The organism is Endozoicomonas sp. Mp262 (assembly GCF_025643335.1).
Taxonomy (GTDB): Bacteria; Pseudomonadota; Gammaproteobacteria; order Pseudomonadales; family Endozoicomonadaceae; genus Endonucleibacter.
The window spans coordinates 2,798,537-2,818,977 of the sequence record NZ_CP092489.1 but is presented as its reverse complement, the minus strand read 5'-3'; the positions used below and the strand labels follow the sequence as shown (position 1 = coordinate 2,818,977).

At 45.3% G+C, this 20,441-nt stretch carries 22 protein-coding genes; 10 read left to right on the top strand and 12 right to left on the bottom strand.

Annotated elements, in window-relative coordinates:
• Nucleotides 1-5 precede the first annotated feature (5 nt).
• The 4 genes from MJ595_RS12475 to MJ595_RS12460 all read right to left on the bottom strand — a co-directional run bounded on the left by MJ595_RS12475 (nucleotide 6) and on the right by MJ595_RS12460 (nucleotide 3,167).
• The gene (locus MJ595_RS12475) at nucleotides 6-602 is read right to left on the bottom strand and encodes a Maf family nucleotide pyrophosphatase (RefSeq protein ID WP_263078229.1); all 597 of its coding nucleotides are present in this window, start codon (nucleotides 600-602) and stop codon (nucleotides 6-8) included.
• 25 nt (nucleotides 603-627) lie between these two features.
• Nucleotides 628-1,116 (bottom strand): rod shape-determining protein MreD, encoded by a 489-nt coding sequence (gene mreD, locus MJ595_RS12470; RefSeq protein ID WP_263078228.1) that lies wholly within the window; start codon nucleotides 1,114-1,116, stop codon nucleotides 628-630.
• Entirely contained in the window at nucleotides 1,113-1,961 is an 849-nt protein-coding gene (gene mreC / locus MJ595_RS12465; protein WP_263322503.1) for a rod shape-determining protein MreC, read from the bottom strand. The genes mreD and mreC overlap by 4 nt, the downstream gene beginning before the upstream one ends.
• 168 nt (nucleotides 1,962-2,129) lie before the next feature.
• A complete protein-coding gene (locus tag MJ595_RS12460; protein WP_263078227.1) occupies nucleotides 2,130-3,167 on the bottom strand; it encodes a rod shape-determining protein in 1,038 nt (345 codons plus the stop codon).
• A gap of 507 nt (nucleotides 3,168-3,674) precedes the next feature.
• Here MJ595_RS12460 and gatC point away from each other — a divergent pair.
• The 7 genes from gatC to MJ595_RS12425 all read left to right on the top strand — a co-directional run bounded on the left by gatC (nucleotide 3,675) and on the right by MJ595_RS12425 (nucleotide 10,710).
• Complete coding sequence (gatC, locus tag MJ595_RS12455) at nucleotides 3,675-3,962, top strand: Asp-tRNA(Asn)/Glu-tRNA(Gln) amidotransferase subunit GatC (protein ID WP_263078226.1); 288 nt, start codon at nucleotides 3,675-3,677, stop codon at nucleotides 3,960-3,962.
• Nucleotides 3,963-4,011: 49 nt separating this feature from the next.
• Nucleotides 4,012-5,466: an Asp-tRNA(Asn)/Glu-tRNA(Gln) amidotransferase subunit GatA gene (gene gatA, locus MJ595_RS12450; RefSeq protein WP_263078225.1), complete on the top strand. Its 1,455-nt coding sequence runs from the start codon at nucleotides 4,012-4,014 to the stop codon at nucleotides 5,464-5,466.
• A 16-nt stretch (nucleotides 5,467-5,482) separates the two neighbouring features.
• Nucleotides 5,483-6,931, top strand: a complete 1,449-nt coding sequence (gene gatB, locus MJ595_RS12445; RefSeq protein ID WP_263078224.1) for an Asp-tRNA(Asn)/Glu-tRNA(Gln) amidotransferase subunit GatB — start codon at nucleotides 5,483-5,485, stop codon at nucleotides 6,929-6,931.
• 246 nt (nucleotides 6,932-7,177) lie between these two features.
• Entirely contained in the window at nucleotides 7,178-7,960 is a 783-nt protein-coding gene (locus MJ595_RS12440; RefSeq protein WP_263078223.1) for a dienelactone hydrolase family protein, read from the top strand.
• A 102-nt stretch (nucleotides 7,961-8,062) separates the two neighbouring features.
• On the top strand, nucleotides 8,063-8,710 hold the full coding sequence (locus MJ595_RS12435; protein ID WP_263078222.1) for a TrkA family potassium uptake protein: 648 nt from the start codon (nucleotides 8,063-8,065) through the stop codon (nucleotides 8,708-8,710).
• Between the two features lie 3 nt (nucleotides 8,711-8,713).
• A complete protein-coding gene (locus MJ595_RS12430) occupies nucleotides 8,714-10,081 on the top strand; it encodes a TrkH family potassium uptake protein (RefSeq protein ID WP_263078221.1) in 1,368 nt (455 codons plus the stop codon).
• A gap of 233 nt (nucleotides 10,082-10,314) precedes the next feature.
• The gene (locus MJ595_RS12425) at nucleotides 10,315-10,710 is read left to right on the top strand and encodes an STAS domain-containing protein (protein WP_263078219.1); all 396 of its coding nucleotides are present in this window, start codon (nucleotides 10,315-10,317) and stop codon (nucleotides 10,708-10,710) included.
• Nucleotides 10,711-10,863: 153 nt separating this feature from the next.
• Here the strand turns inward: MJ595_RS12425 and MJ595_RS12420 are convergent, their stop codons facing one another.
• From MJ595_RS12420 to upp, 6 genes are all read right to left on the bottom strand, one after another.
• The gene (locus tag MJ595_RS12420) at nucleotides 10,864-11,454 is read right to left on the bottom strand and encodes a hypothetical protein (protein WP_263078217.1); all 591 of its coding nucleotides are present in this window, start codon (nucleotides 11,452-11,454) and stop codon (nucleotides 10,864-10,866) included.
• Between the two features lie 37 nt (nucleotides 11,455-11,491).
• Nucleotides 11,492-12,370, bottom strand: a complete 879-nt coding sequence (locus tag MJ595_RS12415; protein WP_263078216.1) for an IS982 family transposase — start codon at nucleotides 12,368-12,370, stop codon at nucleotides 11,492-11,494.
• 154 nt (nucleotides 12,371-12,524) lie between these two features.
• Nucleotides 12,525-13,739 carry a DNA adenine methylase gene (locus tag MJ595_RS12410; protein ID WP_263078215.1) on the bottom strand — a complete coding sequence of 405 codons (1,215 nt, stop codon included), beginning with the start codon at nucleotides 13,737-13,739 and terminating at the stop codon, nucleotides 12,525-12,527.
• Between the two features lie 10 nt (nucleotides 13,740-13,749).
• Nucleotides 13,750-13,929: a hypothetical protein gene (locus MJ595_RS12405; RefSeq protein ID WP_263078212.1), complete on the bottom strand. Its 180-nt coding sequence runs from the start codon at nucleotides 13,927-13,929 to the stop codon at nucleotides 13,750-13,752.
• A gap of 195 nt (nucleotides 13,930-14,124) precedes the next feature.
• The gene (locus MJ595_RS12400; RefSeq protein WP_263078211.1) at nucleotides 14,125-15,417 is read right to left on the bottom strand and encodes a uracil-xanthine permease family protein; all 1,293 of its coding nucleotides are present in this window, start codon (nucleotides 15,415-15,417) and stop codon (nucleotides 14,125-14,127) included.
• A 76-nt stretch (nucleotides 15,418-15,493) separates the two neighbouring features.
• Nucleotides 15,494-16,120 (bottom strand): uracil phosphoribosyltransferase, encoded by a 627-nt coding sequence (gene upp / locus MJ595_RS12395; RefSeq protein ID WP_263078210.1) that lies wholly within the window; start codon nucleotides 16,118-16,120, stop codon nucleotides 15,494-15,496.
• Between the two features lie 324 nt (nucleotides 16,121-16,444).
• Here upp and MJ595_RS12390 point away from each other — a divergent pair, with 324 nt between their 5' ends.
• Nucleotides 16,445-17,002 (top strand): hypoxanthine-guanine phosphoribosyltransferase, encoded by a 558-nt coding sequence (locus tag MJ595_RS12390; RefSeq protein ID WP_263078208.1) that lies wholly within the window; start codon nucleotides 16,445-16,447, stop codon nucleotides 17,000-17,002.
• Nucleotides 17,003-17,091: 89 nt separating this feature from the next.
• Here the strand turns inward: MJ595_RS12390 and MJ595_RS12385 are convergent, their stop codons facing one another.
• Both MJ595_RS12385 and MJ595_RS12380 read right to left on the bottom strand, forming a co-directional pair.
• Nucleotides 17,092-17,856, bottom strand: coding sequence for a hypothetical protein (locus MJ595_RS12385; protein WP_263078207.1), 765 nt, complete (start codon nucleotides 17,854-17,856; stop codon nucleotides 17,092-17,094).
• 94 nt (nucleotides 17,857-17,950) lie between these two features.
• Nucleotides 17,951-19,243, bottom strand: coding sequence for a serine transporter (locus tag MJ595_RS12380; protein ID WP_263078206.1), 1,293 nt, complete (start codon nucleotides 19,241-19,243; stop codon nucleotides 17,951-17,953).
• 155 nt (nucleotides 19,244-19,398) lie between these two features.
• Between MJ595_RS12380 and MJ595_RS12375 the strand changes: the two genes are divergently transcribed.
• Together MJ595_RS12375 and MJ595_RS12370 are read left to right on the top strand one after the other, a co-directional pair.
• Nucleotides 19,399-20,187, top strand: coding sequence for a GH25 family lysozyme (locus MJ595_RS12375; protein ID WP_263078205.1), 789 nt, complete (start codon nucleotides 19,399-19,401; stop codon nucleotides 20,185-20,187).
• Between the two features lie 26 nt (nucleotides 20,188-20,213).
• Entirely contained in the window at nucleotides 20,214-20,384 is a 171-nt protein-coding gene (locus tag MJ595_RS12370; protein ID WP_263078204.1) for a hypothetical protein, read from the top strand.
• Nucleotides 20,385-20,441: the final 57 nt, after the last annotated feature.

Here is a 20,441-nt window from a genome sequence, read left to right as displayed (position 1 = left end):
TTCCTTCAAGTATCATGAGTATTGTGCCAAACTGGAATGCCAAACCCTCTTAACAATTCTGAAGTATTATGTAACGGTAGCCCCATAACACCTGAATAGCTTCCTACAATGGATTCCACCAGAACAGCACCCAGTCCCTGAATAGCATAACTCCCGGCTTTATCCATGGGCTCACCGGTTGCAACATAGTCTTGCATCTGTTGATCTGATAGTGCGGCCATATGCACCTGGGTAATGGAAACCGATGTTTCTAGCCTATCCGCCAGAATCACTGCAACCGAAGTTAGCACCTGATGCTTTCTGCCGCTTAATCTTGTCAGCATATTCAGCGCATGCTCCGGACTTTCGGGCTTACCCAGTATTGAGTTATCCAGCCTGATAGAAGTATCAGCCGCCAGGACAGGATGGTGTGGCAATTGTTCTTGCTCTATTTTTTTCCAACCCCTCTCCGCCTTCTCCACTGCCATCCTGAGGACATAATCACCTGACTGCTCTCCAGGCCGTGGCCGTTCATCAATCTCACAGCAAATGGGATGAAACTCAACGCCAATCTGGTTTAACAGCGTTTGTCGGCGCGGTGATTGGGAAGCCAGGTAAATCATTAATACTCCAGATCCAGGTACGGTGTCAGACTACCCTGAAATAGCGTCTTAGAAATCGAAGGATAGAAAGAACCCAGGGCCAAAAAGCCGCACTGGTCAGGGCAGGAAGCAAATACCATAACGAAGGCATCGAAAAGCCTGCTGCACTTTTTACCCAAAGACCCAGCAGTTGATAACAGCTGATAATCACAAATACTATAAACGCCTGTTGCCACCAGGGAAACATGCGTAACCTCCGGTGCAGACTTAACATCACAAAAGCCACTAAAGTCAGGCCAAGGGCATTAAGGCCAAATAAAACCCCCAGAAATACATCCAGAAGCAGGCCCACTATAAAAGCAAAGACCAGCCCAAACCGGTTCGGCAAGGCCAGAATCCAATACATAACCACCATAGGGACCCAGGCCGGTCTTGCTACGGAAAGCCAGGCAGGCAAAGGTAAAATACTTAATACCGCTGCCACCAGTAAAGACATCCATACCACCCAGTGGGCATTCGGATGCTGAACACTCATGGTACACTTCCTTTTGGCAAGTCTGGCAAGGTTTGTTTTTCTCTGAATACCAGTAAGACCAGACGACTTCGATTAATTTCAGCCACCGGCTGAATCAGTACTGTAGCAAATGGCTGACCCGGTTCATGAATAACCCTCTGCACTTTCCCTAGCGGATAACCGGCCGGGTAGCGCTGCCCAAGCCCTGAACTGGTCAATAAATCCCCAACCTTGAAATCAGCGGTATCAGGAATATGCAAAAGCTCAAGCTGGTCAGGGTTACCAGTACCTGCGGCAATGGCTCTGTAATCTGTTCGATGGTTCTGCACCGGAACCCGGCTGGACATGTCAGTCACCAGCATGACCCTGCTGCTAACAGGACTGACCTCAACCACCTGCCCCATCACACCACGGGCATCCAAAATAGCCTGGCCGGCAAAAACACCGTCCAGGCTACCTTTGTTAATCATGACGATATGGGAAAAGGGGTCTGGATCAATACCAACAATCTCCGCAATCACCACTTGCTCATCAACCAGCTCAGAGGAATTCAGGAGTTCTTTCAGACGAATATTCTGGGCAGTAAGCGATGCCAGCTTTTGAACCTTTTGCTCCAGAATAAGATTTCGAGCTTTCAGACGGGCATTTTCCTCGAAAAGCTCACTGCGGGATACCACCAGGTCACTGGCCGTTCCCCACATTTGCGACGGCATGTCTGCCAACCAGTATACAGGGGTGGCCGCCACCGTCAGCCAGGACCTGACTACAGAAAGGTAGTTATATCGATGATCAACGAACAGTAATACCAAAGACAGCAGCAATAACAAAACAAACCGTGTCATGAATGACTGGCGCTGACTAAATATGGGTTTAATAACCTGCTCCTGTAAAGTTCACAGCTGTCCCGAAGTACTTTGAAGCAGTGCAAGCCAGATCAGGAAAGCGACTGCCTATACCAAAATGGCATGACTACAACCGCCGCCCTATCCGTAACTTATTATTCAAACGCACTATTGCTCATAGTAGGGTATGAGTTAGTCCGTAGACAGAAGATCCATTCTGTGTTTATCCATCATTTCAATTGCCCGGCCACCGCCTCTGGCAACACAGGTCAGCGGATCCTCTGCAACCAGAACTGGCAAGCCCGTTTCTTCACTGATCAGCTTGTCCAGATCTCGCAACAGGGCTCCGCCTCCTGTCAACACCAGACCCCGCTCAGCAATATCCGATGCCAGTTCCGGTGGAGACTGTTCAAGGGCACTTTTTACCGCCTGGACAATGGAGGTTAAAGATTCTTGCAGAGCATCGAGGATCTCACTGCTGTTCAGGGTAAAGCTTCTCGGAATGCCCTCAGCCAGGTTCCGGCCTCGAACATCAATCTCCAGCAACTCGTCACTGGGATAGGCAATGGCAATTTCCTGCTTGATGCGCTCTGCCGTGGCATCACCAATGAGACTACCGTAGTTACGACGAACATAGGTGACAATGGCATCATCAAAACGGTCACCCCCTACCCGGACCGACTCGGAATAGACGACACCACTCAGAGATATAATGGCGATTTCAGTGGTGCCACCACCGATGTCAACCACCATTGAGCCACTGGCCTCTTCAACGGGAAGGCCTGCACCAATCGCAGCAGCCATAGGCTCCTCGATCAGGTAAACTTCCCTGGCGCCAGCACCCAATACGGACTCACGAATAGCCCTTTTCTCCACCTTGGTAGACTTACAGGGCACACAAACCAGTACCCTGGGGCTAGGCTGAATAAAGCTATTCTCATGAACCTTATTGATGAAGTGCTGGAGCATCCGCTCACAGACATCAAAATCAGCAATAACCCCGTCTTTCATCGGACGAATGGCAGTAATGTTTCCTGGGGTTCGCCCCAGCATCCTCTTTGCATCAGCCCCTACGGCAACTACACTCTTCTGGGCACCCAGATTGCGTATAGCAACAACCGATGGCTCATTCAGTACAATGCCCTTTTCTCGGACATAGACCAGTGTGTTGGCCGTTCCCAGGTCGATCGACAAGTCGCTGGAAAACAGGCCCCGTAACCTTTTCAACATGTTGTGGTTTACCTTGAGTCAAGGCTATCTGTAACTGCCGCCAACTCTAACAATGCAGAAAATCCAGAGCAAGCTGAATACACAGCACAGCGTAGCCTCTTGAGTGTCCTTACAGGCAGCCGGCAAGGGCTTGCTTCTGACTGGTCACACCTTACAGAACCAACTACTCTGTCATTTGCTTCTTTGCACGACGGCTCAAGTTATAATCAAAAGACTAACAGGAATGTAGCTTAAATATGAATATGTTATCTGGATATAGTAGCGATTCACAGTGCCAATCCCCGATATTTAGAAAAATATGCTATTAATCTCCGTAAAATTCCCCCAGAGTGCCGTTCATAACCTTTTGGAAGGGCAAAATAGCGAGAAAACAGTGGCCTTTGTCACCGTTTGCAGCGCACCAAGAATTATGAACAACCCCTGACCCGTCAGGATTTCCAAAGCATCCCCTTGAAATTATCCTGTATTGCCTCATGATAGGCGGTTTTAATCAATCAGATAACCACCATGGCCATAGACAAGTCTCAGGTTAAGGCTGTTGCGCACCTCGCACGCTTAACCATTGATGAAAGCGATGTAGAAGCCACCACCGGCACTATCAGCCAGATTCTGGCACTGGTTGACAAAATGCAGGCTGTTGACACTGACGGTATTTCTCCCATGGCCCACCCGCTGGATGCCACCCAGCGCTTGCGGGCAGATCAGGTAACCGAAGAGAATCAGCGCGAGAAACTGCAGAGCTGCGCGCCAGCTACAGAAGACGGGTTATTCCTTGTCCCCCGGGTTATCGAATAATCCCGCTTCCAAGACATACCGTTACGGCACTTAATCAGACAACCTATCTATGTACGATAAAACACTTGCAGAGCAAAGCCGGGCACTGGCCGACGGCAAGATCTCCAGCGTTGAGCTGACCCAAAGCTATCTGGAGCGTATCCGCCAACTGGATACCCGCTACAACAGCTATATTACAGTGACTGAAGAGCGCGCCCTTGAGCAGGCTGCGGCCGCAGACAAACAACGGGGCAACGGTGACGCCAGCGCCTTGACAGGCATTCCTCTCGCCTATAAGGACCTGTTTTGCACCGAAGGCGTTCGCACCAGCTGTGGCTCAAAAATTCTGGATAACTTTGTTGCTCCCTATGAATCCACAGTGACTCGCAAGTTCCATGAGGCAGGTGCGGTCATGCTGGGTAAAACCAATATGGATGAATTTGCCATGGGTTCATCCAATGAAAACAGCCATTATGGACCGGTGACCAACCCCTGGGATACCAAGGCAATTCCCGGGGGCTCTTCCGGCGGTTCTGCGGCCTGTGTCGCTGCCCGGCTGGCAGCAGGCGCCACAGGAACCGATACCGGCGGCTCCATCCGCCAACCCGCCTCCCACTGTGGTATCACAGGCATCAAGCCCACCTATGGCCGGGTATCCCGCTACGGCATGATTGCCTACGCCTCCAGCCTGGACCAGGCAGGTCCAATGACCCGTACAGCCGAGGACGCGGCTATCATGCTCAACACCATGGCGGGCTTTGACCATCGTGACTCCACATCCATTGATAAAGCAGTACCGGACTATACGGCTACCCTGAACGATTCTCTTGACGGCCTTACCATTGGCCTTCCCAAAGAGTATTTCACCGCCGGACTGGATGGGGAAGTAGAGCAAACTATTCACAATGCCATTGCTGAATACGAAAAGCTGGGAGCCAAGGTAAAAGAGATTAGCCTGCCCAACAGCGAGCTGTCCGTAGCCGCTTATTACGTTATTGCCCCCGCAGAGGCTTCTTCCAACCTGTCCCGCTTTGATGGCGTTCGCTTTGGCTATCGCTGTGAAAACCCCAAAGACCTGGAAGACCTTTACAAGCGCAGTCGCACCGAAGGTTTTGGAGAAGAAGTCAAGCGTCGTATTTTAGTGGGTACCTATGCGTTATCTGCCGGTTACTATGATGCTTACTACGTCAAGGCCCAGAAAATTCGCCGCCTGATCCGTGATGACTTCCTGAACGCCTTTCAAGAGTGCGACATTATCATGGGACCCAATGCGCCGACACCTGCGTTCAATATCGGTGAAAAGAGTGATGACCCTGTGGCCATGTACTTATCCGATATCTACACACTTTCCGTTAACCTGGCAGGACTACCCGGCATGTCTGTTCCAGCAGGCCTGGTGAATAACCGTCCTGTAGGCCTGCAAATGATCGGCAAGCACTTTGATGAAGCCCGGATGCTTAACGTCGCCCATCGTTTCCAGCAGGCTACTGACTGGCACCTGAACACCCCTTCCACCCTGGTTTGATTGTGAGGTATAAATAATGGCATGGGAAGCAGTCATCGGGTTGGAAATTCATGTCCAGCTCGCCACTAAAACCAAAATCTTTTCCGGGGCATCCACAGCCTTTGGGGCTGAACCAAACACCCAGGCTTGCGCTGTGGATCTCGGTCTACCGGGCATTCTTCCTGTTCTGAACGAAGAAGCCGTTAACAAAGCGATTAAATTTGGCCTGGCCATTGAGGCAGACATCAACAAGGTCAATGTTTTCGAACGGAAAAACTACTTTTATCCCGACCTGCCCAAAGGCTATCAGACAACCCAACTGGAAAAACCCATTGTGGGTGCCGGGCATGTGGATATTGCCTTGAGCGATGGTTCTGTAAAAACCGTCCGCATCCATCATGCCCACCTGGAAGAAGATGCCGGCAAAAGCCTGCATGAAGATTTCCAGGGCATGTCCGGTATAGACCTTAACCGTGCCGGAACACCATTAATCGAGATCGTCACCGAACCCGATATGCGCAACGCTGAGGAAGCCGTGGCTTTTGCCAAAAAGCTGCACTCCATTGTCACCACCATCGGTATTTGTGATGGTGAAATGTCCCAGGGCTCCATGCGTTTTGACGTTAATGTCTCTGTTCGTCCAAAAGGTCAGGAAAAACTGGGCACAAGGACTGAAACCAAAAACCTGAACTCCTTCCGCTTTATGGAGCAGGCCATCAATAAGGAAATTGAGCGACAGATTGACCTGATTGAAGACGGTGGTGAAGTCATACAGGAAACCCGACTGTACAACGGTGATACCGGTGAGGCCCGTTCCATGCGCAGCAAGGAAGAAGCTAATGACTACCGCTATTTCCCCTGTCCAGACTTGCTGCCTGTAGTTATTGAAGACAGCCTGCTGGAACAGCTGAAAGGTGAAATGCCAGAATTACCAGAAGCTAAAAAAGCACGCTTTATCAGTGAGCTGGGTCTGGGAGATTACGACGCTGAAGTGCTCTCTTCTGACAGAGCTACCGCTGAGTACTTTGAAACGGCCGCCAAAGCTTCCGATGATGCAAAACTGGCTGCTAACTGGGTGATGGGAGAGCTGGCTAAAACCCTGAATCAGGAAAACCTGTCCATTGCTAACAGTCCTGTGAATGCTGAAATGCTGGGCGGATTGATCGCTCGCATTAAAGATAACACCATTTCCGGAAAAATAGCCAAGCAGGTTTTTGAGGCCCTGTGGAAAGGTGAAGGCACTACCGCTGACGAGGTCATCGAGAAAAAAGGACTTAAGCAAGTCACTGACACTGGTGCTATTGAGGCCATGATTGATGAAGTCCTGGCAAATTGCACCCAGCAGCTGGAACAATATCGCGCTGCCCCGGTGGAAAAACGTGGCAAAATGCTTGGTTTCTTTGTTGGACAATGCATGAAGGCTTCCAGGGGCAAAGCAAACCCTGGTATGGTTAACCAGATTTTAAGAAAGAAACTGGATAACTAGTCCGCCAAAACCAGTCCGGGTTTGGTCACGTGTCTAACGATGCTGACCAGGCCCTGAAATCAATAATAATTTACTCATACATTGATACAAAAAAGTCAAGGAACAGAACAGCCTACTAAACTAGAATTAAAATTTCTCATTATCAGAATATAACATTGACATAAACCCAAGTAAGTTATGCCAACAAAAAATCCCCGCATCCGAAAGCTGGTACTAATTCTATCTATAGTACTATTTCTTTTAGCAATGACTTTACTGGTCGTAGGGCTTTGGCCCTATAGAAGTGCGATTTTTGTTAAAAACAGAAGCTGGGAAAATCTGAATGATATAGTCACCCCATTCATTGCCATAAAAACGCCCGAGGGAACAGGGCCGTTTCCCGTAGTGCTGGTATTTCCAGGCTGTGAAGGTGTTAAGCCGGAACGGGCAAAACCACGAATGGACTGGCTGGTGAACGCCGGATATATGGCCGTGATGGTGGATAGCCATTCTGGCAGGGGACTTAATGAAGATGCCGTATGCAGTGGCTATGCACTCTGGGGTTCTGAACGCGCTGGAGACCTGTATATTGCCCTGAATTTTATTAAGCACCACCCACTGGCCAACACCAATAAAGTTGCGATTTTAGGCTATTCCCATGGCGGATGGACCATCCTGGATGCCCTTTCATACAATGGCAAGCTGCCACGAGGCCTTGATTCTGCGCCTGAAGACCTTTTTTCCATGATAAAAGCTGCGGTGGTTTACTACCCCTACTGCGGATACCCCTCCAGGGCCCGATACAGTTTTAGCAGCCCAATTCCGTTGCTGGCCATTCACGCCGGACAAGACTCCACCGTTGACCCTGAAGCCTGCACACACCTTATGACTTCATGGCAGAACCAGGGATTGCCCATTACCAGCATTACATACCCAAACATCAAGCATTGTTTTGATATTGCAGGGCACAAAAATTTCGACCCCAAAGCTCATGACAAAGTGCTATCAGCCCTGGCAGAATTTCTAACAAATACTCTCAATAAAACCTAAAAAATACTCTCTTGAAATTCGCTCAAAAATAGTAAAAAGTATCAATAGCGGTCTGCGAAGCTAGACAATAAATATTCATATAAAGCATTTATACGGTAATTTATGCAAAAACAAATCGCAGTCATTGGACTTGGTCGTTTTGGGCAACTGCTTTGCAAGGAACTCATGGCCCTGCAAGTCCAGGTTTTAGCTATAGATAAAAAAGAACAGGCTGTTAGGCATGTTTCAGCTGACGTGACTGAAGCCATTATTGCCGACGCTACAGATGAGCGAGTCATTAATGAGCTCAACCTGGCATCTTATCACTGTGTTATTATATCTTTTGGCGATAATACTGGTGCCTGTCTTCTTGCAGCCATTGGCCTAAAAGAAGCGGGCGTAAAAAACCTGTGGGTTAAATCTAACAATGAGTTACAGACAAAAATCCTAAGAAAGGTTGGTACAGATCATATTATATCTCCAGAAAAAAACATTGCCAAAACCCTTTCACGACAGATGGTTTCAAACCTTCTTTTTGGATCTGTTGATCTTGGTGATGACCTCACCATTTATGAATTAAAAATATACGAGCATTTAGCAGGCAAACCCCTCAGTCATATCAAGATTCCCCATACAACCTATGCCCTGGCAATAAAACGCAAAAAGGAGCTACAACCTGTAACAAGCCAAGATATCATCCTGGATTCAGGGGATATTTTAATCCTTGGTGGCTCAATTGAGGATTTACAACAGCTATTAAATAAATTCTAGCTAATGAAAAAACTTACCAAACTGAAAATAAAACATTATAAAAAAGTATCCCCTGCCACCAGCCGGCTTAATAGCCCTGGTGGAATTATCCTCATATGTTATGGCCTTGTGCTTATTCCATCAACCCTATTCCTGATGACAGAGTATGCCTCAGTCACTGGCCTAAGCTGGATAGATGCTCTTTTTACAGCAACATCAGCACTTACTGTCACTGGCCTAACAATCGTTGACACCAGCACACACTTCTCTACCGCTGGCCATACATGGTTGATTATACTTATGCAGCTGGGCGGAATCGGTCAGATGACGCTCGGTGTTTTTATTTTGTTAGCATTAGGAAAAAAAATAAGCATACGCGATCAAACACTTCTTAAAGAAGAGCTCAATCAACAATCAACAACAAATATTTCAAGACTCATAAAAAAAATCGTTATTTTTTCATTAACAACACAGTTAATTGGCACCATCATTCTTTCCATTGCCTGGATTCCTGAGTTTGGCACCCGGGAAGGTTTTTATACAGCGTTCTTTCATGCTGTATCCGCTTTCAACAATGCCGGATTCTCATTATTTCATGACTCAATGACCGGTTACTCAAAAGCGCCACTGGTCACATTGACCATTACAGCTTTATTCATCATTGGTGGAATTGGTTTTACTGTTATTGACGACATAGTCAGTAAGCCTCGAGGGTATAGGCGGATTTCGCTTCACTCAAAAATAGTATTAATCACATCTTTCATTTTACTTATTAGCGGAACCCTCATTCTACTGGCCCTGGAAAGTAATAACCCTAAGACACTGGGCGGCCATAATTTCTGGGAACAACTATTAATGGCTTTTTTTCAATCAGCCACAGCCCGGACGGCAGGTTTCAACTCAATAGAAATCATCGAAATGACTCATGCAGGGCTTTTAGTCATGATGATTCTGATGTTTATTGGTGCAGGCAGCTCTTCCACAGGAGGCGGCATAAAAGTCAGCACCCTTGCTGTGGCTGTCATTGCCACAAAAAGCTTCCTGCAAGGCACCTCAACCTTTGACATCTTCAAAAGAAGCATTTCCGACACCATCATTTTCAAGGCTTTTGCAATTATCGTTGTCAGCTTTATCACATTGCTGACAGCAACATTTCTACTGATGATTACAGAAAATGCCAGATTTGATGTGTTACTTTTCGAGTCTATTTCTGCATTCAGCACTGTAGGACTCACGGCAGGTCTAACCGCTGAAATGAGCACCCAGGGAAAGATGATCATAACCTTTCTCATGATTATTGGCCGTATTGGCCCCATCAGTATTGCTTATCTCGCTACTCGACCGAAAACCATGAGAGTTAGATATGTCAATGAAGATATCATAATTGGCTAATAATACAGCTACCCGCTAGCCTACTCCCACGCTCTGGGTGATTGGTATTAATATATCTGCCGCCCCTAAGACTGCAACCTTTTACACATCGGGTTATCCCTTATATCAGGCAACCTGGTCAGTGTTACTAACCGGGTCGTTATACATTTAATCCCCTCTCCCGCTATAAAATCTTCCTCATCACTTAATAAGGATAAAAGCGAAAATTAAAAAACCCTATAAAGGAGTTAGCTATGGCACTGACAATCAATCTCGAGGAACATCATAGCTATATCTTATTTGAGATTATCGGTAAGATTGATGCTTATAATGCAAAAATTGTGGCAGCGGCATTAAATGATGCACTTTACAACAGTCATAAGCATCTACTGCTGGAGTGTAGCCAACTCCAGAGCATTAACAGTAAAGGCTTACAACAGTTTTTAGCCACCCGGCGTCAAATGCCTTTTTTCCGTACCATGCTTTTCTGTAACCCCATCTCTTCAATCGCCAGCTTATTTGAATTGAGCGGAATTACACAGTTCATTCCTGTCATTCCAGATATTATTGAAGCGGAAGCACTGTTACAGGAACTGGACGTCGCCCAGGGACATATAGCCAGTCAGCAAGCACTTAAATATCCTGATTGAGGGCTTAGTTGGCAGAATCAGGAAATAGGAAACCTCACCATTACCCATCCCTATTTCCAGATTATCGTGATCATATTAAGTTTCTGAAAAAGAAACTGGACATCCTTGAGCAATAAGCTCTCAAAACCATCAAATTCTGAAGGTAACCCAAAACTAAGCGTTAGGGTTGTAAAGTGCAGAAGAAATACCAAATATCAGCAATGGGCAGCCACCACTGCCACCACCATTCACTTTAGGCATCAATTTACCCATGTGGGTAGTGCTTGTACCGTATGACTCCCCACGTCCAAGGTCGTTAAATATCTGTTGAAGCTCAGTACACCTTGTAATGATAACGCCCACACTGATTACATTAAGATCATGCAATAGCCGAAAATTATTCAAATCCCTGTCATAAAAAGGGTCTTTATTATTCCATTCAATCTCTAAGCCAATTTTATTGCGATAGCAGTCAATACCGTGTGTAGGTGAATCCTTTTCCTCACGATCAACAACTATTCTTGTGTCGAAGTGTTTTTCTACCCAATTCCTGCTGTACAAAAATTCATCAATAAACTTTGAAACTTTTGATTTTCTGCCGCCACGAGTTGTGATGTATGTTTTTTTCAGCTCAAAAGCTTCAAGTACATCTAAAATATCTCGCCACTCTTCTGGAAAGTCATGCTCAAGTATTGTACTGGCATGTTTGCGCTCATGGATTTCATAATTGTCCCTTATCTTTTGTGGTAGTGCAGCGATACTCATAACGTTACCCAAAGTAGACCTGAGTTCGACATAACGGTTAAGCAACCAACTCAACCAGCCCCGTATGCTGAATGCTCAGAGAAGGCTTCTTTTTTTGAAACGTATAGGCTATAAGCCCTGCCAGCAAGTTCACCATAAAATTGAACTTTGAGCGGTGGCGGGTGTGCTCTATCTGAGAGATATTTTTCAACTGATCGTTGACCGTCTCAATGATTGCACGCCCTCTCAGCAGTACTTTATCAAAAGCAGGCAGGTTCTGAGGTTTCATGTTTTTCCTGCGCGTCGTAATCAGGTCAACATCGTATTTTTCTTTTAAAAGCTGGGCTTTGGCCTTGGATATATAGCCTTTGTCGCCGAACAGCTTACCAAACAAGTGGCAGCACATATCTTCAAGAACAGCACGATCATCGGTATTACCTGATGTACACTTAACCGCCAGCAACTCACCGGTATCATTGATAATCAGGTGAAGCTTAAAGCCGTAATACCAGTGTGTAGAAGACTTACCCCAGCCTGCTTCATCTTTAAACACTTTATGGCGCAGAGCCCGACTTTTTTCACAGACAGCGATGCCGGTTGAATCTATATAAGAAATGCCAGACACCTTGCCATATCGTGTCTGCAAGAAAGCTGAGAGTACCATAAGCGCTTGTGGCATCAGCTCAACAAACCGATTGTAGCTGACTAGCCCGTGAAAGTGCTTATGCCAGTATTTACAGACATGATTAATATAGAAGTGCTTCAGACAACGATAGCCTTTAGCATGAAATAGGATGACGATCGTTGCCACTTCGCTGATTGATAGAGACTGTTTACGAATGCGCTTGCGGCCACAATGCTCGATCAGATACTGGTTTAGCTTTGGTTCAAATTGCTTGCAAAAATCGTCTACCCTGCAAAATACCTTGGTCAGCACAGCACTACTCCACCCCTAATCAGCGTGGTAGCTATGCTATATAAAATCAGTTCCTTATGTCGAACTCAGGTCAAAGTAGAATAAGCGACGAATCCTATCACTGAGGCATATTTAGGGAAAGCTGGGGCACAGATAGCACCCCTTTTAGGCGGGTTTACCTATGTTTTGCCAGTACAAGACACTCCTCGACATCTCTATGCCTATCGCCCTGCCTGCCCAATGTCATATGCTTGTAATCTGTTGCTACCATATCCAAGGTGTAGTCCTTACCAAACACATCAACAGCAAGTGCCTCTAAAGTATCCATGCTTATCATGCCGTTTTTACTGTAGCTCAGCACCAAGTTGCTGCCTGTACTTTTTACACCCTCAAACATATCCCTAAAAGCTTTACTTACTTTGGTTCTGATGCAAAAAGGCGACTGATGCCTGCCTTCTCTGTATCTGCCTTTTACCAGCTTTCCACCTTTTATCTGTAGCTCTGGGTAGTCATACTTAACAAGCGTCTCTATCGCATGGTAAAACCGGCTGTAATGCACAAAACAGTAAGGTGGATCGGCATATACTGTGCCACCAGCAAAGCTTTTAAGACAATCCACAAAATCAAGTGAAGTTGTTATGTGCTTCTGCTGGGCTTTGGTTGCAGGTATATCAATCAGTGCATTATTGTATTTCCTTACAAAATAGTGCATTAAATCCCTGCGCCTATAAATCATAATATCCTTCATGGATTTTATGTTCTTTGCATCACGGTACTGTGCATAATGTCCCGTTCCCTGGCTTGTATAGGCCATTGCATACATCAGACTCGTCAGTATTACAGGGTAAATCGGCTTCCCCTTATACTCATCAGCAACTTCTCTAAAGGCGTCAATCCAAATACACTGCAAAGCAGTCCACCATGTACCAGCGTAATTCTTAGTGAATAAATGGTAAGTATGGTTAAAATCTAATTCGATTAGTTTCCTATTGTTTTTTTCTACATCATTAAAATGCTGCAAGCTCTCAATATCTTTATACTGTAACCTATCAGTAATTAAATACAGGTGCTTTTTTGCAATGCATTCAGCTTTTTGTACAAGATCATCCGCTGTAGGCGCATTTTTACCCTTGTACGCAGTCAAATAAGCTTGTGCTAATACAGCACTGTATTCTTGTATATCATTTGAATGCACTGGCACTTGGTTACGCAACGCACCAGCAAGACTTGCACTTCCTGCAAACAAGTCAAGAATTGTACCGCCTGCATATACTTCATTTATGCCATTAATAACAAAATCCATAATTTTGGATTTTGACCCCATATACTTTATGTAATGCGGATATTCATATGCCGTTAAAAGGCTTGATTGCGGAGCTTCACTTAACATGTGTATACCTTTAAAATGCTGCATGTTTCTTATCATTTTTAGGCTTTTCAAGTGGCAACAAGTCTTTATGTACTTGTTCCAATAGCCATTCCTTCATAGTTAAACCTTTTTTCTTTAAAGCCCTTCGTATTTGCAGCTTTAATTCAGGGTCTAACTCTATAACCAACCTACCACTATTTCCTACTGCCATACTCTAGCCCATATAATGTTATGTTACATAACATATATTGCAACAATAAAATCAGTCAGGCAATCTTACGAAGGAATCCTCGATGATCTAAAGTGAGCATAGCAGCCCTCTCACTTTTAACTTGGAGATGATTGCTGATAAAAATTGAATCATAGTTCTTTGGTAAATTTAAAGTCGAGTCAGCCTTGCTATCACTCAAACTTCCGTTGACTGAAAGCGATCACCCCGATCCGTGTGTGGCAATAACAAATTGAGCAGTACGGCCGTGATGGCACACAAACTTACTCCTTTTAAGGTAAAACCACCCAGTTCTAAAGCCAGGTCGCCAATCCCGAAGACCAGGACAATTGAAACAATCACCAGGTTTCTTGGCTTACCCAGATCAACCTGAGCCTTTATCAAGGTATTTAAACCCACTACAGCAATAGAACCAAACAGCAAGATCATAATCCCCCCCATTATCGGGGTAGGAATTGTGGCCAGGAAGCCACCTATCTTACCAATAAAGGCCACAATAATGGCTATAACGGCCGCCCAGGTCATAATCACCGGATTAAATGCTTTAGTGAGCATAACGGCTCCAGTGACTTCAGAATATGTGGTATTCGGTGGCCCACCCAAAAAACCAGCAACCGATGTGGCCAAGCCATCGCCCAATAATGTATTTTTTAGCCCTGGCTTCTCAAGGTATTTCTTTCCCGTTACCGAGCTTATTGCCAACATGTCGCCTATATGTTCAACCGCTGGAGCCAGGGCAACCGGTATCATGTACAGTACTGCATTAATATTCCATTCAGGTGTTGTAAAAGCAGGTACCGAAAACCAGGCACTGTCCAGAATAGGCTGGTAATTAACACATCCCATCAGAGCGGCAGTTAAGTAACCTGCGGTAATGCCACATATGATAGGAATTAACTTGAAAATCCCCCCTGCCATGGTAGCAACCAGCAGGGTAGTCAACAGGGATATGCTTGCCAGCAAAATCGCCTGCCCTTCACTGATACCAGAAAAACCACCTGCTCCCTCAACCGCTGATGTAGCCATCTGTATGGCAACAGGTGCCAGGCCCAGTCCAATAACCATAATAACCGGCCCAACAACCACTGGGGGAAATAGTCGGTATAAAATGCCACTACCACGAAGCCTAACCAAAAGACTCAGAGCAACATAAAGCAGGCCTGCGGCCACTAGCCCCCCTGATGTCGCCGCCAAACCCCAAGTCTGTATACTAAAAGAAATGGGGGCAATAAACGCGAAAGAGGATGCCAGAAAAACCGGAACCTGACGTCGTGTAATAAGCTGAAACACCAGTGTACCCACACCGGCAGTAAAAAACGCTACGTTAGCATCAAGCCCGGTAAGGAGAGGCACCAACACCAGCGCTCCAAATGCCACAAACAGCATTTGGCCTCCCAATAATGCCTGTCGTATAACAGAACCTACCAATCCACCCGAATCTAAAGATTCCTGTTTACTTGTTTTACCCATTTTCACCCTGAATGCAATCGACCTGTTAAAGACATTTTTTCAAGTTAAAAAAAAAAGGCCAGAAGGCCTTTTTAAATTAGCGAGTGCCGAATATCCTGTCACCGGCATCACCGAGACCCGGTACAATATACCCTTGTTCATTTAGTCCTTTATCAATAGAGGCCGTAAATATCTTTACATCCGGATGGGCATCCAGAACCTTTTTGATCCCTTCTGGAGCAGCCACTAAAACCAGACAGCGAATTTCAGTGCAACCCGCCTTCTTCAACATTTCAATGGTTGCCAGCATAGAGCCACCAGTAGCCAGCATAGGATCAAGGATTAAGGCAATACGTTCATCAATATTGCCTACCAGCTTTTCAAAATAAGGAACGGGCTCCAGAGTTTCCTCATCCCGATACAGACCGACAACACTGACCCTGGCACTGGGTAATAACTCCAGAACACCATCCAGCATCCCCAAACCCGCCCGGAGGATGGGGACAATGGTCATTTTCTTGCCCTTGATCTGTTCAACAGTCACATCCCCAGCCCAGCCTTCAATCACTGCCTCTTCCAGTTCGATATCCTGGGTAGCCTCATAAGTCAGCAACGTACCGACTTCATTGGCCAGGGTGCGAAAGCCTTTAGTGCTTATATCCCGTCCACGCATGATTCCCAGCTTATGCTGCACCAGCGGATGCTTGATTTCCTGTACACTCATGCCAGACCTCGATTATCTCTCTGGAAAAACCCCCTGAATCAGCACCAGCATTTTTTTGCTGCATTCATAAAACAAGAGGCGTATAATTGCAGATCCCCTGCAATATCTATTACTGCAGTTATTTTTCCTGCAAGCAATTATTGCTTTTAAGGGCGTAAACCCTCTTATTTTCACATAATAATAAACGAGATTCCCATAGGTTTTTCCAACGATTACAAAAGTAAAGCTGCCACTTGCGATAACAAGTCAAGCACGGTATTTTTGATCCTTTTTTTCTAAAGCCGGTCAATCCGGTATACCATCATCCTGCGGGGTTTTCACGTAATGTCTGTTGATCTCAACCATATCCGGCAAGTAAGGGAAGAAGCCGACTGCCTCTACAATGAGCAGCAGATCGATGAAGCGATTGAGAAGATGGGGCGGGACATCACGGAATGTCTTCGCGATAGCAACCCTCTGGTCTATTGCGTAATGAACGGTGGTCTGGTAATCACTGGCAAGTTGCTGACCCAAATGCAGTTTCCCCTGGAAGCATCTTATGTACACGCAACCCGTTACCGCGATCAGCTAACCGGTGGAAGACTGGACTGGAAGGTTCGACCTGCTCAGGATATGACAGGCCGCACTGTTGTGATTGTGGATGATATCCTTGATGAAGGCCATACCCTGGACGCCATTGTGGATTACTGTAAAGAACAGGGTGCTAAAGAAGTACTGACGGCAGTCCTGATTGACAAAAAACATGACCGCAAAGCCCGCCCGGGCCTGAAAGCTGATTTTTGTGGGTTGGAAATTGAAGACCGCTATATCTTTGGCTACGGATTGGACTACCAGGGATACTGGCGTAATGCCAATGGCATTTTTGCTTTAAAAGGGCACTGATACCCATCGCACTAACTATGCTATTGGTCTGTCAACCAGATAGCAAATAAAAGGCTTCTACTTCTAGAAGTCTTTTCTATTCCAATCATTCACCAGGCCTTTTTAAGTTGCTTAATCGCTTTATCCATTTGTTCTTGAAGATATTCCACTTCACTTTTTAACGATTTCAATCGTTCTATCTGGTTTTCTTTATTAACAATTTCATTCTTCATTTCTTTATAGTCTTGAGATACTTTTTGAGCTTCTCGAGCAGCTTCTTTTCCACCAAAACCTAAAGTAATAACTTTCATAAAATTAGCAAACCGTCTTTTATTATTTCTTTCCTGTAATTTATCACTCCTTTCTCTTTTTAATGTTTTTAACTTATCCCTCATACTTTTCCTTTTCTCTGAAATGGCTCCCTTTTTTTCAAAGCTTGTCATTTGTGCAAACTCTTTTTCCATACCAGATTCTTGAATTTTATTATTAATAGCTTCTCTAAACTGAGCAACGACTTCAGCCTTAGCATCATGCCTTTTATTATTTGTTCGCTCTCTCAGGGATTTATCACCTCTAATCATGGACTGCTTGCTTATTGCCAGCTGTTCCTTATCCCCCATCCAACTTTTGGTTGACTGCGATACGGTCAAGCCCACTTTATTAAGCACAGTGTTTAGCTTATTCACTTTTCTTGAGGTGACTTCCTTTTGAACTGGCTTACTCCCTTTATTTACCCCATCCCGAATATGTGTTTTTGCTTTTTTTGCCGGAGTAACATCAGAACCATTAAAAGACCCCGATCTTTTTACTCCGCCTGTCTGAGCATTATTAAGTGGACCGACACCTTGACCTCCACCTGCGCCATTTATATCCATACCCCCTCTAACCCCCGCAATAAACAATCCATATACTTTTAAGTATTATTTAAAAAAAAACGCTTACTCAATCCTTATATATTAATTAGAAATATCAAACCATCTTATTTAAAAGAAATCCAAAAATAGCGACAATTCCTACGATAACTATAAACACATCCAATACTTTATTCTGAAATTTAGCCAGTCTTTTGACGTTATAGTAAGCATAAACAGGCATCACATAGAGAATCAATGCTAAAACCGGAACAACAATCGCCTCAATCATGCCTATCACACTCCAGTCTGCATATCCTGCCCCCCAACAAGTCAACACAATAAACAGCACTACCATCCTGCGCACTTTGACATAATTAAGGGGGCGCTGGGGACAGCGTCTCAGCCATTGTTGGGTAACCATTCCCTGAAGTCCCTCCAATGCTCCCAGATAGACTCCAAAGAAAGAACTGACAATAGCCAGAAATGCAATCACTGGCGCAATAAAAGAAAAAACACTATTACCGGTTCTCAAGGCCAGAATCGATAAAACCGGCAAGTTATCCGCCTTGGCCTGGATCAGCTCAGAAGGAGTAAGGCTCAACACACAGGAAAAAACAAAAAAGAGAATTACTGCCATCAGCAGCAAGGTATTCTTTTTTAAAATATCTTCTGTCTTTCGGGAACAAGCCTCCCGGCTTCCCATTGTCATTCGATAGGCTGTAGCGAAAGCAGAACAGGCCGGTGAGTGATTAAACGAAAAGATCAATAGAGGGGTCGTAAAAAATAACGTCACCAACATATCCCGAAAAGAAAATGCCTGAGAGAATACAGAGGTATTCCACTGGGGAATCAAATAGGCAGACACTAAAAGCAGGGTCAAAACAAGAGGGTAGACCATAAATTTTACCGCCCTCAGCATCCATTTCTCACCGGTATGCATTATGACCACAAGCCCCGACACCAACAACAAACTAAGCCATAGCCTGGATGGCAGGGGCCAGTGGAGCTGGTTTTCAAAATAGCTGATCACAACATTGGTGAGACCAATGCCATAGAGTAATAAAATAGGATATACCGAAAGGCAGTAGGCCCAGGTTAAAAAACGCCCTGCTTCCTCCCCGAAGTGCTCCCTGACAGTCACCGTTATATTAGCTTCAGGCTCCTGTGAAGACAGACAGAATCGCACCAGATTGCGATGGGCAAGCCACACCATAGGCCCGGTCATAACACTCAAAATAACCAGGGGCCATATACCTCCAACCCCGGCACTGATGGGTAAATAAAGCACTCCAGCACCAATAGCAGTACCGAAAAGGTTGAGCATCCATCCCGTATCCCTTGAGTTCCAACCACCCAGCGAACCCGCTTCCCTGGAAGAGTTTGTTTTATTAACAGGGTTTTCAGGCATAGCATCCCCACTATTGGTATCAAAAAACCAATAATTATAGTTAATACTAAAATATCAGTTTGCCAAGACTGCATTATAGACCGCTAGCCAGACCATCATTTTTCTGATAACAATGACCCCTAAGCCAATAAGAATAAATAAAGGCTACTGTTATCATGCTGGATTTTATAAAAAGAAACCATAAACTGCTCTATACCCTCGATGGACTTCTCGTCCTGGTTATAAGCGGTTTTATTTATAAAGCGTTCATTAAAACATCAGAACAGGATAAATCGACGGAACCGGCATCACAACCACTGCACCAAAGTCAGGGAACAGCCCCGACAAGTAGCAATATCACCCCTCAAACCAGTGCATTAAAGGGTATTGATGTATCTCACTATCAAGGAGAGATTCAGTGGCTCGATGTGGCCAGCCAGTACCACTTTGCCTTTATCAAGGCAACAGAAGGCACCCATTATATCGACCCTAAATACCAGGAAAACATCCGGGGTATTATTAGTACCGACATACTCTATGGGGCTTACCACTTTTTCTCTCCTGACCTTGACCCGATAAAGCAGGCAGAGCACTTTATATCCGCAACGGCAAACCATAATTTAATCCTCCCTCCCGTACTGGACGTAGAGGTTGAACCTTCAGGCAGTAGCCATGAGTTAAGGACAGCCATTAAACAGTGGCTTACCCATGTAGAAAAAAACACAGGGTGTCGCCCCGTCCTCTATACCAATAAACACTTCTGGAACCGGCACTTGAACAATAATTTCGAGAACTATCCTCTTTGGATTAGTGACTACACAACCAATGAAAAAGCGCTAACGGGCATTCCATGGGAGTTTTGGCAATACACCGAGCAGGGACAGGTACAGGGAGTCTCCAACCCTGTGGACGAAAACCGTTTTTATGGTGATTTAGCTACACTAAACCAGCTCAAGTGTTCCTGATAAAAATAAAAAAGGCGTATTAAACGATGGCCAAGCAACAAACTCACACACACACCTTTCACTGGCCAGATCATATCATCAAATACAGCTTTCTAACGCTGTTGCTGATAGCAGCCATCACAACATTCTGGATGGCTACCGATGGTGATCTCGGAAAAATAAATGACAAACTGCTAGCCCGGATATTTCATAAATAAAGGCAAGTTCCGTCCAATCTGTTGGTACGATTGGATTGACAAAAAAATGCTTCGGAA